Origin of the sequence: Sporosarcina sp. P32b, assembly GCF_002743335.1 — a bacterium.
In the GTDB taxonomy this organism is placed as follows: domain Bacteria; phylum Bacillota; class Bacilli; order Bacillales_A; family Planococcaceae; genus Sporosarcina.
Map to the genome: position 1 here is coordinate 15,544 of NZ_PDZB01000012.1, position 15,868 is coordinate 31,411.

Here is a 15,868-nt window from a genome sequence, read left to right on the forward strand (position 1 = left end):
TTCATTTTTTTATTAGTTTGAGGCTTTTTCGATTGCTTGTTTCAAGTCTGCGATAATGTCGTCTACCGACTCTAACCCTACAGACAAGCGGATTAACTCCTCGCTGACGCCTGAATTTTTCAAGTCTTCTACGGACAACTGCTGATGAGTAGTAGAAGCCGGATGAATGATTAGTGATTTTGCATCTCCCACGTTCGCTACATGAGACCAGATTTCTACATTGTCGATGACTTGTCTTCCTGCATCGCGTCCACCTTTGATACCAAATACGATTATTGAGCCATACCCGTTTTTCAAATGTTTATTGGCCAATTCCGCCGTTGGATGATCTTCTAGACCTGTATAGGTTACCCATTCTACAGCTGGATGTTCTTGCAGGAAGGCCGCAACCTTTTGCGCGTTTTCATTGTGGCGAGGCACGCGTAAATGAAGTGTCTCTAAACCTTGCAACAAGTTGAACGCACTGTCCGGCGACAAGCATGGGCCGAAGTCTCTTAGCAATTGCACGCGCAATTTCGTTGCGAAAGCCGCTGCTGCCGTGTCGATTCCGTAACGTAAGCCGTTATACGATTCATCCGGCTCTGTAAAGCCAGGGAATCTACCTTGTGTCCAATCGAATGTCCCTGCATCTACTGCTACACCACCGATAGTCGTACCGTGTCCGCCAATCCATTTCGTTGCTGAGTGGATCACTACGTCTGCACCATACTCGATAGGGTTTGATCCATATGGAGATGGGAATGTGTTGTCTACTAGCAATGGGATTCCATTTTCGTGTGCAATGTTCGCAACAGCTTCCACGTCAAGCACTTGCAAACTCGGGTTACCGATTGTTTCTGCAAACAAAGCTTTCGTTTTATCTGTAATGGCCGCTTCAAAGTTCTTAGGATCCGAAGCATCCACAAACTTTACGTTGATGCCGAAGCGCGGTAATGTTACGGCAAATAAATTATATGTACCACCGTAAAGATTACTTGCTGCAACAATTTCATCGCCCGCTTCAGCAATATTCATAATAGAGAATGCGATGGCTGCCATTCCCGAAGCCAACGCGACTGCCGCTGTTCCGCCTTCTAGCTGTGCGACACGTTCTTCGAAAACTGCTACTGTCGGGTTCGTAATTCTTGTATAAATATTACCTGCTTCTTTTAAGCCAAATAGGTTTTGTGCGTGTTCCGTGTCTCTGAATACATAAGAAGTCGTACGATGAATCGGTAAAGCCCGTGAGCCTGTTTCCGGATCCGGTTTTTGCCCTCCGTGTAATAGTATCGTTTCTGGCTGTAAATTCGTCATAACCATTCCCCTTTTTCATGTATTGATGGAACACCGAAACGCCCCGAATATCTTTTCTCTGGGACTAGACAAGGAAAACGTAGGCGTGTGATTCACTATTTTTATATAGAAAAAGCCCATCTTCCATAATAAGAAGAGGGCTCTGCTTTCGCTCATTCCCCCTTATCTTCCAAACTATTGAAAGTTTGTAGGAAGTAGCACCTTTGCTTCCGCCGGTTGCCGGGCATCACAGGGCCTAATCCCTCCGCCGCTCTTGATAAGAGTGTGTCTATTCGTTTTCCATCGTTGAAAAATAGTATACGGCTATTCCTAGTCTATTGCAAGGATTTAATAGAATGTTTAGAAATTAGCATTACTTTCATAATATTGAAAGGAAATTGTGAAAGGTTAAGGCACATTTGCTCTACATTCCAGGCGCAAGTGTGAGTTCCATGATGATTTTACTTGCGACTCCACTCAAAAAATCGCCAGCGACATGTTCTGTGAACGATGTGCTGGCGATTTTGCTTGATTAGAATATGTCCCACCATATTTTCACAGCGGAGGCCATGATGAGTGTGGCTAGGATGCTTTGTAGTACTTTGGTGTTTACTTTACGACTAACTTTCACACCAATCGGAGCTGCGATAATACTTGCAACGATCATGACGAGAGCTGGTCCGTAGGGTACTTGCCCTGTTAAGAGCTTGCCTGACGCTGAGCCGACGGACGACAATAGTGTAATCGCCAGTGATGTAGCGATCGTCACGCGTGTGGGAATTTTTAGTATTACAAGCATAATCGGTACCATGATGAATGCACCGCCAGCTCCGACAATCCCAGCCGCCAAGCCGACGATAAAGGCTGCACTGGAAGCTACGAAGCGATTGAATGTAATTTCATCAATCGGCTGATCGTCGAGACCTTTTTTTGGAATAAACATCATAATTGCTGCCATAACGGCTAAAATACCATAGACGACGTTGACGGTAGCTTCTGAAAGCATACTAGAACCTGCGCCACCGATCACACTGCCAACTAATACACTGATTCCCATATAAAGAACAAGTGGTTTCAAAATTAGATTACTCTTTCTATACGCTAAAACTCCGGAAAGTGACGCAAAGAACACTTCCACCGCAGTAATCCCCGATACTTCATGTGGCGTAAACGCAGTAAACCCAAGTAGTGCAGGAATAAATAACAACATTGGATATTTGACAATCGCGCCCCCGATTCCCATCATTCCGGAAAGGAACGAGCCGACGAGTCCAATGAGGAAGATCGTAATAATAAATGGAATAGTCATGATGTTCTCCCTTCTTCCTGATGAAAGAGGGAGACAGCTATTCCCTCTATCCTAAGTTTACCCTTTTTGGATCCAAAATTTAAAGACATCGGACTCTTGTTGCTGGTCTTTTATTTCATGATTACCAGAAGCCGCCCATGCTGTCAGGTCGGATACCGATCCTTTATCTGTCGTATGAATCTCCAGAACATCTCCTGTTTGCATATCCTTCATTGCTTTCTTTGCACGTACGATCGGCATTGGACATGCCAGGCCTTTTGCGTCTAAAAATGTTGTTGAACTCATATTTATCTTCTCCTTTTAATGTGGGTTATTGTTTTACAGCTGATTTAAAATAACTATTTACCGTACCGCACAGCGATTCGGGCCAATCTCCATCTCACGTTGTGTTTCTTCGTCAGGTTGGATTTTCCCCATATTCATTTGACGTATTTCCTGATACGCGTTCGGTTGGGGAGGCAAGTTCCCTGTGACTAATTCTCTGAACTCTTTTTCATCTTCAATGTTCAAGCCATGGTTTTGCTTATACAACACACCGAGCTTTTCCGACACGCTACCATCTTCATTCAACTCATCGATAATCATGAAGTGTGCCGGTAAAACCGTTAGTTCTCCTGACAATTCCTTGTAACGACTATACAAAGACTCACGTAAGTCGCCCACCCAATCTTCTGCCAAACCTGCTAAATCTGGTCGTCCAATCGAATCAATGAACAAAATATCGCCGGTCATTAAATAGCTATCATCGACAATAAATGAAGTCGAACCAATGGTGTGTCCTGGCGAATAAAGTGCCTGAATATCAATTTTAGTATCGCCTATTTGAATCGATGTATCGCCTTCTAATGCAGCATATTCAAATATGACCTCTACCGCATCTTTTGGCGGTAGCCAGTACGTCGCTCCTGTCGCTAGTGCAATCTGGCGACCACCTGAAATATGATCCGCATGCAAGTGTGTGTCGAGTACATTTGTGATCTTCACACCGCGTTCCGTAGCAAAGTCCATGAACACATCTGTCATCCGCGTCGCGTCAATGATTGCCGCTTCTCCGCCTGATATGACCATATAAGAAAGGCACCCTTTACCAAGACGAACGAATTGATAAAGCTCGCCACCCGATTTTAAATCAGCAATCTTCACCGGCTCCAAATACTCGCTCCATGCTTTCATGCCACCTGAAAGATAACCTACTGAATAGCCTTCTTCTTCAAGGATTTCTGCCACCATGACGGACGAACCTTCTTTTGCACAGACCACTAGGATCTCTTCATCTTTTGGCAATTGATCTTCAATTTCTTCAATACCATCCAATAAATCAAAGTACGGCACATTCAAATGGCGCACTTGCTCTCCTTCGATTTTCCAATCTTCAAATGCAGTTTCATTTCGAACATCCAAAATGAATAATGACTCTTTCGCAATAACGCGCTTGGCTACTTCACTTGATTGAATGATTCTCATTTATTCATACCCCCTACCGTATTTTCTATTTCACCATTCCATTTTGACATACCAGGAATTACATTCGTGACATTTTCAAATCCCTTTGCTACTAGTTTTCGACACGCCATATCACTGCGGTTACCTGTTCGGCATACTACAAAGAACTTCTTGTCTTTACTCAAGTCCGCCATACGTTCATCCAGTTGGCCAAGAGGGATAGATAAGGCTCCAGGTATATGAGCAAATGCATACTCAGCTTCTTCACGAACATCTACTAGCACAGTATCAGGGTGTTGCAGTTGGGCTAACAACTCATTATTATCGACTGTAACTGGATATTCTTTTTGTGACTGATCTTCTTGACCCGCTTTTCGTACGAAGTGGCTCCATACGTCGGCTTCTTTCACATTACCGACGTATTGATGCCCCACACTTTCCGCCCATGCTTGTAAATCTGCAGTAGTACCTGAATCTGTCGACTGGACTTCGAGCACTTGACCATCTTCCATCTCTTTCATCATCTTTCTCGTCTTCACAATCGGCATCGGACAAGCAAGGCCTTTTGCATCTAACACGTTATCTGACTGAATCATTGTACTCCTCCTATACACCATGGGGTATTTATTTATATAAAAAAATTAAATAAACAAGTTCACTTGACCGTCTTGCGCCTCACCTAAGTAAGCCGCTACACCGCCATACTCGACTTCTTGTAGAAGCTCACCTTCATTCAGTCCTAGCAAATCCATTGTCATCGTACAGGCAATTAATCGCACGTCCTGCTCTATTGCCATATCAATCAATTGTGGTAATGTCATCGCGTTATGCTTTTTCATTACTTGCTTGATCATCTTAGGACCCATTCCTGCAAAGTTCATTTGGGATAACCCCATTTTATCTGCCCCACGCGGCATCATTTTCCCGAATGCCTTTTCAATAAAGCTCTTATTACTTTTAATCGGTTCGTCTTTGCGCAATGCATTCAATCCCCAGAATGTATGAAAAATTGTTACTTCATGATCATACGCTGCTGCACCGTTCGCGATAATATAAGCCGCCATCGCCTTATCATAATCTCCACTAAATAATACAATCGTTGTTTTCTTTTGCTCTGTCATGTTCTCGACCCTTTCTATTTGAAAAATCCTTTCACCGAATACCTATGGGGGTATATTATATGTTATAAAAAAAAGAGTCAAGTGATGTTGCTCATCGACTCTTTACTAGAAGATCTACCGCTTCACTAATGATGGATTCATGTGTACGCTCATCTGCTTCATCTAAGTTTTCAATACAGGCAATCAAATTGGAGCTCACGATTACACCAATTGTACGGTCAATAGCAGAACGACTGGCCGATAATTGCGTGATCACTTCTTTACAGTCCTTGCCCTCTTCCATCATACGCAAGACACCTTTGATTTGACCCTCGAGACGTTTTAATCGATTTTTGACTTTATCATCGTATTCCATATCGCTCAACCTCCTTACTGTTAGCTTTATATTATACCCCCTGAGGTATAATGTCAACCAATTGATTTGTATGTCGTCAGTACGATTCTATCTTTGACAATAGGACCAGTCAACTTCCAGAAATGTTTCCTGGCAAAACTTGCTCATTCGACATAATTCTAGTATGATGAATAATTTCCCGAAATGTGTTATACTAGTTCTAGTAAGCTATTGTACGCACTTTCCGTCTGATTTTAATGACAAATTACGACAGACTAAATTCCATACTACTGAAGGAGTTGATTCGATTGGCATTCCCACGAAAAGATCGTCCAGTTTCTGATTTTGTAGCATCACGGTATGTAGACGAAGTCATATCTTTCAACCGTAATGAACATGAAGTTTCCGGAACTATACACAAGATTCTCGAAAACTCCGTCATTGTGAAGATTTCTGAAGAAGACGCAGAAAATATTGGAGCAGCTTCCAACATGACTGTCGTTGCACACAAAAATTACACAGTTCAATAATTGTTTGTTCGATGCCTTGCAGATTAATGCAAGGCTATTTTTTCACATAAAAACCAGTCACAGCCGCAGGTCATTCACTAAAAAAACGTATATTGGAGATGATTGATTTGATTAATCATACAAATATAGATTTAACGCAAACAACCTCACTAAAAGGGACTTTACGTATTGGCGCTTCGCCAGTTATTTCGCAAGCTATTTTACCCGACGTACTCACTCGGCTACACGCGAAGTATCCCGACATGCGACTCGAACTAACAACTGCCCCTTCTTCTGACATTGCGCGATTACTAAAAAACCATAAGGTGGACGTTGGTTGCAGTGAACTTGACAACCTACCATCGTCTGAAGCATTTATGCAAGACGAACTAGTACTTCTTGCTTCTTCTACGCATCCACTTGCACGTAAGAGAAGCTCGTCCATCCTAGATTTGCAAAATACACATTGGATTTTACCTGATACGGAAGATCCTAGCCGTCTATTAATTGATCAATCGCTTAAACAGTATGGAGTACAAGTACAGCCTACTATTATGAGCTCGCCGGAAAGTATCAAACAAGCCGTTCTTAGTGGGCTAGGCATCGCTATTATGTCGCGCCACAGTTGCAAACAGGAACTCGCAAAAGGTGATCTAACCATACTCGATTATAGAGTTGCGCCAATCAAACGTGCTTTTTATACAGGAACCCGCTCTAAGACGAATGAAGTACAAGCATTCCTCAGCGAACTCAAAGCCTATTGCCGTCTATGGCAAGTCAACTAGCCCTCTTCTAAACTCTCGTTTGCTACGCCAGTTCACAAGGAATATTCCTAGACTGATGAGCATGCCTCCTAAAATCAATGACATGGATAACTTCTCATCCAACAGAACCCATCCCGACAATGTCCCGAAGAATGGTGCCAAAAACAAAAACGCGCTCGTTCTCTCGGGATTTCCTGTCTGCAATAAATAAAACCAAATAGAAAACTGTACAATGGATGCGGCAATCGCAAGCCATCCTAAAATCGCCAATGACAATGGATTCGCTATGAAAAACGGTTCTTCGAGTACAAAACTCGCTATAAATAAGATCAATCCACCAAATAGCATTTGATATGCAGTCATCACCCACGTATCAAAACGATGGCCATGTACTTTGACGAGCAATGTCGCACAAGCCCATGCTACTGCAGATAAAACCCCTAACACCGTACCAATCTTCCAGTTTAAATGACCGCCCATTGTAATGAATACCCCAAACAAACCACAAATAACGCCAACCCATTGTTGCAAGCGGTAATGAATTTTCAATACTAGCGTCCCGATGACAACGACAAGCAACGGATTTGTAAATGTTAAAATAGATGTTTCACCTGACGTGATCGTACGAAGTGCCATAAATATACATCCCATGACGGCAGCTGTCTGCAATGAACCAATCAGCACAAGCAACTTCCACTCTCCAAATGTTTTCGGATGTGGCTTTTTTAATATCTTTACTACCACTGCCATGATGACGCCTGCAATCGTAAACCGCATTGCCACTAGCAACAGCGGTGAAGAATATTCCAATCCAATTTTCCCAATAGCAAATGACGAGCCCATTAAAGCGGTCGTAATAACGACTAATATGCCGAATAAAAATTTATTCATTCAGTTTCCCCTTCCTCTTTCGACTTTACAGAGAGGGCACGCCGCATTTGCATACTATCGATCAACACCTCAATAGCTGGTGGCATATAACGCTTTTCCAAATAAGTTAGATACACTGTACGGGCTAACGTCTTTGAATTGGTTGTTTTAATGACAATGGTCGGATCAGGCCCGTGCGCAAAATACTTTTGTGGAATAATCGAAATTCCAATATTCTCCCGTACAAGTTCTACAATCGTTTCAAAACGCTCTACTTCGTAACATATATTCATTCGCACGCCTTCTTCGGCAAACGCAGCAAAAATATCTTGTCTCGTTTGCAACCCAACACTAGTGACAATGAATGCCTCATCTTCTAAGTCGGCTAGCGTAATGGAATCCTTGCCCGCCAGGCGATGTTCAGGATGCATGACAACTGCTAATTGCTCTTGGTACAAAGGTATTGAGACAATATCCGAAGCTTCTATAAATTGATTGGTTAAACAGACATGGACAGCGTACTGACGGAGCGCTCGCTCAACATCCCCACGGCCTAATACTTCTATTAACTTCACATGCATCGATGGAAACTCCTGGCGATAGGCAAGTAATATAGAAGGAAGCCAATTTTTCACCGATTCAATCATCCCGATCTGCACACTTCCACTGCCTGTCCACTTCACTTCTTTAATCTCTTGCTGTAAAATATCCGCCTCATGGAGAATATGTAGTGCACGCTCATAAATTACGCTACCCGATTCCGTGAGTTGGACACGTTTAGTCGTTCGTTCGAGTAACTGAAATCCGACTTCTACCTCCAAGTTCTTGATCGCTTTGCTGAGCGAAGGCTGCGAAAGGTGAAGTTTTTTAGCCGCTTCAGAAAAGCTGGATTGTTGCACCACCATGACAAAATACTGCAATTGCTTAAATTCCATTCATCTCACCTCCACTTATAGCCTGCATGCATGAATATATGAAAAACATGTATTAGAATTAATAAGTACAAACCAGTATAGTTAGAATATCACGTTGGAAAGGGTGAAGTATATTGTTAATTCCATCAAATGAAAAATACTGGTCAGGTCGTACTGATAGCGAGACTGACAGAGCTGCATTCCGAATGCATCAAATCATCCAATTTTCCGAATTAAAAGAAAGCGCTACCAATAAAACTTGTACCCTCATCGGATTTTCTTCAGAAGAAGGTGTACGTCGAAATAACGGCAGACTCGGTGCTGCAGAAGGACCGAATGCCTTACGTAACGAACTAGCGAAACTACCTTGGCGTTTGCCTGCTGATCGTCAACTAGTTGATGTAGGTACTGTCGTATGTGAGCAAGGTCAGCTAGAACAAGCGCAAGCTGAATTAGGCACAGTCGTTCAAAAGAGCCTTCTCCATCATACGAAGCCCGTTATTTTAGGCGGCGGACATGAAACCGCTTACGGTCATTATACAGGAGTTCGAGATTTCCTTGGCCCTGACGCAAAACTCGGTGTCATAAATATTGATGCGCACTTCGATTTGCGTGGCTACGATGAACAACCTTCTTCAGGCACGATGTTTAAGCAGATGCTCGACGCCGATCCGCATGTTGACTACCTCGTGCTAGGTATTCAAGAATTTGGCAACACGGACGCATTATTTGCAGAAGCCGATGCAAAAGGCGTGACATATGTCACAGAACAAGAAATTTCGACAAGTCCTTTAGACGATACATTACAAAAAATACAGTTATTCATTGATAAACAGGATGCTATTTTGTTAACATTGTGCTCGGATGTCCTGAACTCTGCGTATGCACCAGGTGTAAGTGCGCCTTCTCCCTTCGGATTGGATCCGTTGATAGTACGCTCTTTCATTCAGACTGTTGCATCACATAAGAAAACCCTTTCATTCGACATTTCCGAAATAAATCCGTCACTTGATCATCATAATCAAACGGTTAAGCTGGGGGCCTATCTTACAAATGAAGCAATCTTTGCATTGCTGGGAGGTCGAATCATATGACAATTGAGCTAAATCAAATCTCTACGCTGTTTTTAGCGTTAGCTCTCCTAACACTGGGTACGATGTTAGTCCGTAAAGTCGGCTTTCTCCAGAAATTCTGTATACCTGCCCCTGTTGTTGGCGGTTTACTATTCGCGTTTTTAGCGACTATTTTAAAGTACTTCAATTTACTAAGTTTTACATTGGACACATCATTGCAAAATTTATTTATGTTGACGTTTTTCACAACAGTCGGTCTTGGCGCTAGTTTTCGTCTGATCCGTCTAGGCGGAAAATTATTGATGATCTACTGGGCAGCTTGTGGCTTCTTAGCACTAGCTCAAAATGCCATAGGTGTCTCCATGTCCTACATATTCGGTTTGCATCCGTTGATCGGTATGATGGCTGGTGCTGTCTCCATGGAGGGCGGGCACGGTGGTGCAACTGCTTACGGGGAAACGTTAGAAAGTCTAGGGATTGATTCTGCATTATCTATCGGTATTGCAGCAGCTACTTTTGGACTCGTAGCAGGCGGTCTAATCGGTGGTCCAATCGTTAAATACTTGATCAATAAATATGATTTAAAATCTACGGAAGTCGAGCATGAAAAAGCATATTCCGTGGAATCATTAGAAAAACCAATCAACACAGATAACTTCCTAACACAGACGTTATTGATTACTCTTTGTATCGCAGGCGGTACATTGATTGGAGATTTATTCTCTAGCGCAACTGGTTTCGTCATGCCAGGATACGTAGGAGCGATGTTCGTTGCAGTGATCGTACGAAACATTGTGGACCGTGTGAAAGAAGATGCAGTTCATATGACAAGCATCAATTTGATCGGCGACGTATCACTCGGTATTTTCTTATCGATGGCGTTAATGAGCATCAAGCTGTGGGAAGTTGCAGATTTGGCACTTCCATTGTTACTAATCGTCTTTGTACAAGTGATCTTCGTCGCGTTGTTTGCGATCTTCATCCTGTTCCGTTTACTCGGTAAGGATTACGACGCAGCGGTTATGATCGCTGGTTTCGCAGGCCACAGTTTGGGTGCGACGCCAAATGCGATGGCCAACATGGCAGCTGTTACAGGACGCTATGGCCCGTCACGCAAAGCCTTCTTGATCGTGCCTATCGTAGGCGCCTTCCTCATAGACGTCGTCTCGATGCCGATCATCATCACTACGATTAATATATTTGCTTGAGCGTAAATGAAAGCAAAATCTAAATCTAACGTTTTCTACACTTAAGATATTACTTGTGAGTGCGAAGGGATTGAAGCTCCAGCTGGGGACGCTTTCCGGAGGGCGTGGCTTGAGCCTCCTCATCGCAAAGTGCGCTCCTGCGGGGTCTCAAGGCGCACGCTGATCCTCCCGGAGTCGCCCCAGCTTCCGCTTCAATCCTACCTAACGAGTGGGGGTACTTATATCGCTCATTGTAGGTAGTGTGTGAATTATTGTTGTGTTCCAACTTATTTAAGTTCAAGGACTGATCAAGTTCTAGATCAAAACTAATTACAAGGCTAGTTTTAATGCACAACAATAAGTGTCAACCACTTGCTATGCAAGGGATTGGTGCGTAGGAGGGGCGACTCCTAGGGGATCAGCTCGACAGATGAGACAACCAAAGGGAGCTCGCGACCTGGTTGGCTCATCGCGAGCCCTCAGGAAAGCGTCCCCTCCGTAGCACCAATCCCAACCCCAACACCAATTAACCTTACACCATTTCCAAGAACCGACGCTCTCGGTTCTTTTTTCATTCGTTTTAAGCGAAATATTCACACACCTCTGTTAAAATGAAAACATTAATTCGTCTCTTGAGAGGAGCCTGCTACATGAAAGAAGAACTGATCGAACGACTCATCCGCTACGCTAAAATTGACACTCAATCCGACGCTGCTTCGGACACGACACCGTCCACCGCAAAACAATGGGATCTGCTGCGGGTGCTTGAAAAAGAAATGACCGACATCGGTCTTGAGGAAATCTCGGTGGACGAAAACGGCTACCTATTCGGCACCCTACCAGCTAACACTGACAAACAACTGCCAACAGTGGGCTTCCTAGCGCACGTCGACACCGCGACTGATTACACAGGTACAAACGTCAACCCTCAGCGCATCGACAACTATAACGGTAAAGATATTTCATTGAATGAAACAACCCTTATGAGCGTACAAGCATTTCCTGAGCTTAACAACTACCTCGGCCACACGTTAATTACGACGGACGGTACGACTTTACTTGGTGCTGATGATAAAGCCGGTATCGCGGAAATTATGACAGCTATGCATTATTTAGTTGAACATCCCGAAATCAAACATGGCAAAGTGCGTGTCGGCTTCACACCTGACGAGGAAATCGGACGTGGCCCCCATAAATTTGACGTAGAACGATTTGGCGCAGATTTCGCTTATACAATGGATGGTGGACCGCTTGGAGAACTTCAGTATGAAAGCTTCAATGCTGCAGGCGCGGTAGTCACGTTCAACGGAACGAATGTGCATCCAGGAACTGCAAAAGACAAAATGGTCAACTCCCTATTGATTGCGGCAGAATTTCATCAAGCTATGCCGGAACATGATATCCCGCAAGAAACAGAGAACTATGAAGGCTTTATTCATTTGATGGAAGCGAACGGTTCCGTAGAAAAAACTACCTATCAATATATTATTCGTGACTTTGACAAGAGTTCTTTTGAATCACGCAAACAACTCTTACATGACACTGCTACGCATTTAAAAGAGAAGTATGGTGAACATACGATAGAGTTGACAGTAACGGATCAATACTTCAATATGGGCGAGAAGATTACCCCTGTTATGGAAATCGTCGACGTAATGGCGGATGTCTATCGTAGTCTCGATATTGAACCAAAAATCGCACCGATTCGTGGCGGGACGGATGGTTCACAACTTTCCTATATGGGAATGCCAACGCCAAACATCTTCACAGGCGGTGAAAATTACCACGGTAAATACGAATTTATCTCAGCGGACAATATGGTGAAAGCTACACAAGTCATTATTGAAGCGCTAAAACTTCAAGAACAGCGAGGTTAAGTGTATGAGGGCAATTGGAATTGGCATATTATCCGCCCTCTTTTTCGCGGTGACATTTGTGCTGAATCGGTCCATGGAACTCGATGGTGGTAGTTGGATGTGGAGTGCATCATTGCGTTATTTCTTCATGGTGCCATTCCTAGTGGTCATCGTAGCCATGCGTGGGGGCTTATCTGGCGTAAAACGAGAGATGACTGCAGCGCCTTGGCTCTTTTTCATCTGGAGTTTCGTAGCATTCGTGCTGTTTTATGGTCCGCTGACGTTTTCAGCCGGATATAGTCCGGGGTGGCTCGTTGCGGGAACATGGCAAATGACCATCGTTGCGGGTGTGTTGCTAGCACCCTTCTTTACATTTCAAACTACGACAGAAACTGGTGAAATGCGCACAATCCGTCACCGCATTCCTGCGGTATCATTGGTCATTTCATTGATCATCTTAGTCGGTGTTGTGCTGATCCAGATTCCACATGCAGGGAGCGTCTCGACGAAAACGATACTTCTTGGTACCTTGCCGCTAGTCATTGCTGCGTTCTCCTACCCGCTCGGCAATCGAAAAATGATGAATCTAGTCGGTGGACGGCTCGATATGTTCCAGCGTGTACTGGCGATGACACTGATGACGATACCGATTTGGTTACTACTAGCGGGCTATGCAGTGATAACTGTCGGCTTGCCTTCTCTAAGTCAGGTCGTGCAGTCATTAATTGTCTCAGTCAGTTCAGGCGTGATCGCCACTTCACTATTCTTCATGGCGACGGATATGGTGCAACATGATCAAGGCAAATTGGCAGCTGTCGAAGCTACACAGTCCGTCGAATTAATTTTCGCCATGCTTGGTGAGATGCTATTGCTTAGCTTGCCATTGCCGGGCGCACTATCATTAGTCGGCGTGCTAGTAATTATCGGAGGCATGTCGTTGCATAGTTATCAAACTTCATTGGCCGCAAAGAACGTGTAGAAAAGGGTTGTCCGATGAGTCAGTTACTGACTTGTCGGACAACCCTTTTTCAAACTTCACGTTCTTTTATTTGTGGTGGAATGCGTTTTTTCAATAGTTGTGGTCTGACTTCCGACAATAAAATCGCAATAAAGATAATGAGTGCACCCAGGAACATGCGGAACGTCAATATTTCATAGGCAAGGGCTACAGAGAAAATCATGCCCCAAACTGATTCTGTTGATAATATAATGGCTGCTTTCGTCTCCGATAAGTGTTTCTGCCCAACTGTTTGCATCAAGAATGCCAGAGTCGTAGAAAATACAGCTAAGTACAGCACCGAACTTATACCCTGTGGTTCCAAGGAAAATGACATCTCGCCCATTCCGATGACGGTTACGCAACTAATCACGGCGGCGACAACCATTTGCAATAGCGTTAGCAAAATAGCATCTTCCGTGCGGACAAATCGTGCCGTGTAGAAAATATGAAATGCGAACATCACAGCACAACCAAGCGTCAGTAAATCGCCTATGTTAATAGTGGTTGACCACTGCAACGATAAAACCGCCACTCCAATCAGTGCCAATACTGCTCCAAACAATTCAAATGTATCCAGCTTCCGCTTATATAAAATCCACGCGATAAACGGAACTATCACTACATTGACACCGGTTAAAAACGCATTTTTTGAAGGCGTTGTAAACTGTAAGCCTACGGTCTGCAATGCAAATGCCGCATACAGCAAAACGCCAAGCAGTGCGCCTTTCCATAAAATCGACTGATCTATTCGAAGTAGACGTTTATGAAAGACGATACTAAGTAACAGCGCCCCTATTGTAAAACGTACAGCTAAAATTTGATACGGTGTGTAATATTCTAAAGCGAGCGCGCTCATCACAAAGCCGCTCCCCCAGATGATAGCGGTGATCGTCAATCCAATCTCACCTATGTATTTCCTCATGTCCTTCACCATACTTCCACTAGTCAGTGCTATTATTTTAGCATGATTTTCTGTCAGATTATAGCTGAATTCCTACAAACTCCAAATACAATCCTTAATTCAAAGAACATCGATAAATGGTATTCACTCAGACTTTAAGGGGCACACGTTCCTTCCAAAGCGCCAATCGCTAACAGTCTTGCTACATCAAAAAAGAAGCCATCACTAGAAGTCACAAACATCATGACTTCTCGGACAGCTCCACCAACTATCAATCTTCGTATAACCCAATCTCTTTAATCGCACGCTCGACAAGTGACGGATCAACAGACTTATCGAAGTCGATTTCACCACGTATCGCCCCGTTCGCTTTGTACATCTCATACTGTTTTTTAATATCATCAATAAACATCTTGCCGTTCGGATCGAGTCCCGTCACGAACACTCTTTCCCATAACTCAGGATCTTTTAGCGCCGTGTGTTTCACCATGATGTCTATAATCTCATCTTTACCTTGATCTTTAAAGAACGCGTCGTTATAGTCACGCACCCCTTTTAGATAGGCAGCCATAAAGCGTAACGATAATTCTTCATTCGCCATGAATTGCGGTGAAGCCAACACCATAGCGATCTGCGATTCAGGCGCGTAATCAGTGGCGTCTCCGAAACGTACGTGAAAACCTTTATTGACACCCTGCGCGATAAGCGGTTCAATATTCAACGCAGCATCAATTGTTCCTGAATCAATCGCTCCAAGCATCGCACCGAAGTCCGCGATATGCACATATTCTACATCCTCTTCCGTCAAGCCTGCATGCTTCAGCATCTCTTCATAGATATACCCATCAATGGAGTTACGGGACGATACCGCAATTTTCTTTCCTTTAAAGTCGCTGTACTCCTTGATTTCATCAACCATATGATTACCGATAACAAAACTGAAATAGGACTTGCCGGGCATATTATGGCCTTTATCCGCGATGATTCGTACGTCAATTCCCTGAGCGATCGCGTTAAAGAATGATGCGGTCGAAACGCCACCTGCGATATCTACTTCGCCAGCGGCTAGTGCAGGCAACATATCATCGCTGTTTGCAAAGTCCGCAAAATCTACACGTATATTATAGTCATCAAAATAGCCCTTTTCTTTCGCAATATAGAAACCTGCTCCAGAAGCAGCTCCATCTTCCGCTATGAATACTTTCGCCTGCTTTTCAAGTGGTGCCAAATCACCTGATGCCGGCTTGCCATCATTTGTTACGGGTTTCACTACTTCTTTCGGAGAACATGCCCCCATCATCAATACGATCGATAA

The 15,868-nt window shown here is 43.7% G+C and carries 17 protein-coding genes and 1 riboswitch; of the genes, 6 read left to right on the forward strand and 11 right to left on the reverse strand.

The genetic code is table 11. The features are described from left to right. Positions 1-12: 12 nt before the first annotated feature. The 7 genes from CSV64_RS09660 to CSV64_RS09690 all read right to left on the reverse strand — a co-directional run bounded on the left by CSV64_RS09660 (position 13) and on the right by CSV64_RS09690 (position 5,500). Positions 13-1,293 (reverse strand): O-acetylhomoserine aminocarboxypropyltransferase/cysteine synthase family protein, encoded by a 1,281-nt coding sequence (locus tag CSV64_RS09660; RefSeq protein WP_099634244.1) that lies wholly within the window; start codon positions 1,291-1,293, stop codon positions 13-15. Between the two features lie 159 nt (positions 1,294-1,452). After that, positions 1,453-1,556, reverse strand: a riboswitch (SAM riboswitch). Positions 1,557-1,804: 248 nt separating this feature from the next. Further along, positions 1,805-2,581 (reverse strand): sulfite exporter TauE/SafE family protein, encoded by a 777-nt coding sequence (locus CSV64_RS09665; protein WP_099634245.1) that lies wholly within the window; start codon positions 2,579-2,581, stop codon positions 1,805-1,807. A gap of 57 nt (positions 2,582-2,638) precedes the next feature. Further along, the gene (locus tag CSV64_RS09670) at positions 2,639-2,866 is read right to left on the reverse strand and encodes a sulfurtransferase TusA family protein (protein ID WP_085427863.1); all 228 of its coding nucleotides are present in this window, start codon (positions 2,864-2,866) and stop codon (positions 2,639-2,641) included. Between the two features lie 57 nt (positions 2,867-2,923). After that, complete coding sequence (locus tag CSV64_RS09675; protein ID WP_099634246.1) at positions 2,924-4,045, reverse strand: MBL fold metallo-hydrolase; 1,122 nt, start codon at positions 4,043-4,045, stop codon at positions 2,924-2,926. Then, positions 4,042-4,620 (reverse strand): sulfurtransferase TusA family protein, encoded by a 579-nt coding sequence (locus CSV64_RS09680; protein ID WP_099634247.1) that lies wholly within the window; start codon positions 4,618-4,620, stop codon positions 4,042-4,044. Before CSV64_RS09680 ends, CSV64_RS09675 begins: the two co-directional genes overlap by 4 nt. A 45-nt stretch (positions 4,621-4,665) precedes the next feature. Beyond that, positions 4,666-5,145 (reverse strand): DsrE/DsrF/DrsH-like family protein, encoded by a 480-nt coding sequence (locus CSV64_RS09685; protein ID WP_099634248.1) that lies wholly within the window; start codon positions 5,143-5,145, stop codon positions 4,666-4,668. A gap of 91 nt (positions 5,146-5,236) precedes the next feature. Continuing rightward, entirely contained in the window at positions 5,237-5,500 is a 264-nt protein-coding gene (locus tag CSV64_RS09690; RefSeq protein ID WP_085427859.1) for a metal-sensitive transcriptional regulator, read from the reverse strand. Between the two features lie 287 nt (positions 5,501-5,787). On the opposite strand from CSV64_RS09690, the gene CSV64_RS09695 reads away from it, so the two are divergent. Next, complete coding sequence (locus tag CSV64_RS09695; protein ID WP_099631988.1) at positions 5,788-6,009, forward strand: DUF2187 family protein; 222 nt, start codon at positions 5,788-5,790, stop codon at positions 6,007-6,009. Between the two features lie 107 nt (positions 6,010-6,116). Further along, positions 6,117-6,773 (forward strand): substrate-binding domain-containing protein, encoded by a 657-nt coding sequence (locus CSV64_RS09700; RefSeq protein WP_158233025.1) that lies wholly within the window; start codon positions 6,117-6,119, stop codon positions 6,771-6,773. On the opposite strand, the gene CSV64_RS09705 is transcribed toward CSV64_RS09700, so the two are convergent. Both CSV64_RS09705 and CSV64_RS09710 read right to left on the reverse strand, forming a co-directional pair. Continuing rightward, positions 6,756-7,643, reverse strand: coding sequence for a DMT family transporter (locus CSV64_RS09705; RefSeq protein ID WP_099634250.1), 888 nt, complete (start codon positions 7,641-7,643; stop codon positions 6,756-6,758). The genes CSV64_RS09700 and CSV64_RS09705 overlap by 18 nt on opposite strands. Beyond that, positions 7,640-8,557 carry a LysR family transcriptional regulator gene (locus CSV64_RS09710; RefSeq protein ID WP_099634251.1) on the reverse strand — a complete coding sequence of 306 codons (918 nt, stop codon included), beginning with the start codon at positions 8,555-8,557 and terminating at the stop codon, positions 7,640-7,642. Before CSV64_RS09710 ends, CSV64_RS09705 begins: the two co-directional genes overlap by 4 nt. 113 nt (positions 8,558-8,670) lie before the next feature. Between CSV64_RS09710 and hutG the strand changes: the two genes are divergently transcribed. The 4 genes from hutG to CSV64_RS09730 all read left to right on the forward strand — a co-directional run bounded on the left by hutG (position 8,671) and on the right by CSV64_RS09730 (position 13,631). After that, positions 8,671-9,630 (forward strand): formimidoylglutamase, encoded by a 960-nt coding sequence (hutG, locus tag CSV64_RS09715; protein WP_099634252.1) that lies wholly within the window; start codon positions 8,671-8,673, stop codon positions 9,628-9,630. Beyond that, positions 9,627-10,817, forward strand: coding sequence for a sodium/glutamate symporter (gltS, locus tag CSV64_RS09720; RefSeq protein ID WP_099634253.1), 1,191 nt, complete (start codon positions 9,627-9,629; stop codon positions 10,815-10,817). Before hutG ends, gltS begins: the two co-directional genes overlap by 4 nt. Positions 10,818-11,446: 629 nt before the next feature. Next, positions 11,447-12,673: a peptidase T gene (pepT, locus tag CSV64_RS09725; protein WP_099634254.1), complete on the forward strand. Its 1,227-nt coding sequence runs from the start codon at positions 11,447-11,449 to the stop codon at positions 12,671-12,673. A 4-nt stretch (positions 12,674-12,677) separates the two neighbouring features. Beyond that, positions 12,678-13,631, forward strand: a complete 954-nt coding sequence (locus tag CSV64_RS09730; RefSeq protein WP_099634255.1) for a DMT family transporter — start codon at positions 12,678-12,680, stop codon at positions 13,629-13,631. A gap of 49 nt (positions 13,632-13,680) precedes the next feature. Here CSV64_RS09730 and CSV64_RS09735 read toward each other — a convergent pair whose 3' ends face one another. Both CSV64_RS09735 and CSV64_RS09740 read right to left on the reverse strand, forming a co-directional pair. Then, positions 13,681-14,574, reverse strand: a complete 894-nt coding sequence (locus CSV64_RS09735) for a DMT family transporter (protein ID WP_099634256.1) — start codon at positions 14,572-14,574, stop codon at positions 13,681-13,683. 250 nt (positions 14,575-14,824) lie between these two features. Next, positions 14,825-15,853, reverse strand: a complete 1,029-nt coding sequence (locus tag CSV64_RS09740) for an ABC transporter substrate-binding protein (RefSeq protein WP_199168492.1) — start codon at positions 15,851-15,853, stop codon at positions 14,825-14,827. Between the last annotated feature and the right edge of the window lie 15 nt (positions 15,854-15,868).

Coding starts and splice junctions, on each gene's coding strand:
- CSV64_RS09660 (WP_099634244.1), bottom strand. CDS start 1,293: ATGACGAATTTACAGCCAGAAACGATACTATTACACGGAGGGCAAAAA.
- CSV64_RS09665 (WP_099634245.1), bottom strand. CDS start 2,581: ATGACTATTCCATTTATTATTACGATCTTCCTCATTGGACTCGTCGGC.
- CSV64_RS09670 (WP_085427863.1), bottom strand. CDS start 2,866: ATGAGTTCAACAACATTTTTAGACGCAAAAGGCCTGGCATGTCCAATG.
- CSV64_RS09675 (WP_099634246.1), bottom strand. CDS start 4,045: ATGAGAATCATTCAATCAAGTGAAGTAGCCAAGCGCGTTATTGCGAAA.
- CSV64_RS09680 (WP_099634247.1), bottom strand. CDS start 4,620: ATGATTCAGTCAGATAACGTGTTAGATGCAAAAGGCCTTGCTTGTCCG.
- CSV64_RS09685 (WP_099634248.1), bottom strand. CDS start 5,145: ATGACAGAGCAAAAGAAAACAACGATTGTATTATTTAGTGGAGATTAT.
- CSV64_RS09690 (WP_085427859.1), bottom strand. CDS start 5,500: ATGGAATACGATGATAAAGTCAAAAATCGATTAAAACGTCTCGAGGGT.
- CSV64_RS09705 (WP_099634250.1), bottom strand. CDS start 7,643: ATGAATAAATTTTTATTCGGCATATTAGTCGTTATTACGACCGCTTTA.
- CSV64_RS09710 (WP_099634251.1), bottom strand. CDS start 8,557: ATGGAATTTAAGCAATTGCAGTATTTTGTCATGGTGGTGCAACAATCC.
- gltS (WP_099634253.1), top strand. CDS start 9,627: ATGACAATTGAGCTAAATCAAATCTCTACGCTGTTTTTAGCGTTAGCT.
- pepT (WP_099634254.1), top strand. CDS start 11,447: ATGAAAGAAGAACTGATCGAACGACTCATCCGCTACGCTAAAATTGAC.
- CSV64_RS09730 (WP_099634255.1), top strand. CDS start 12,678: ATGAGGGCAATTGGAATTGGCATATTATCCGCCCTCTTTTTCGCGGTG.
- CSV64_RS09735 (WP_099634256.1), bottom strand. CDS start 14,574: ATGAGGAAATACATAGGTGAGATTGGATTGACGATCACCGCTATCATC.
- CSV64_RS09740 (WP_199168492.1), bottom strand. CDS start 15,853: ATGATGGGGGCATGTTCTCCGAAAGAAGTAGTGAAACCCGTAACAAAT.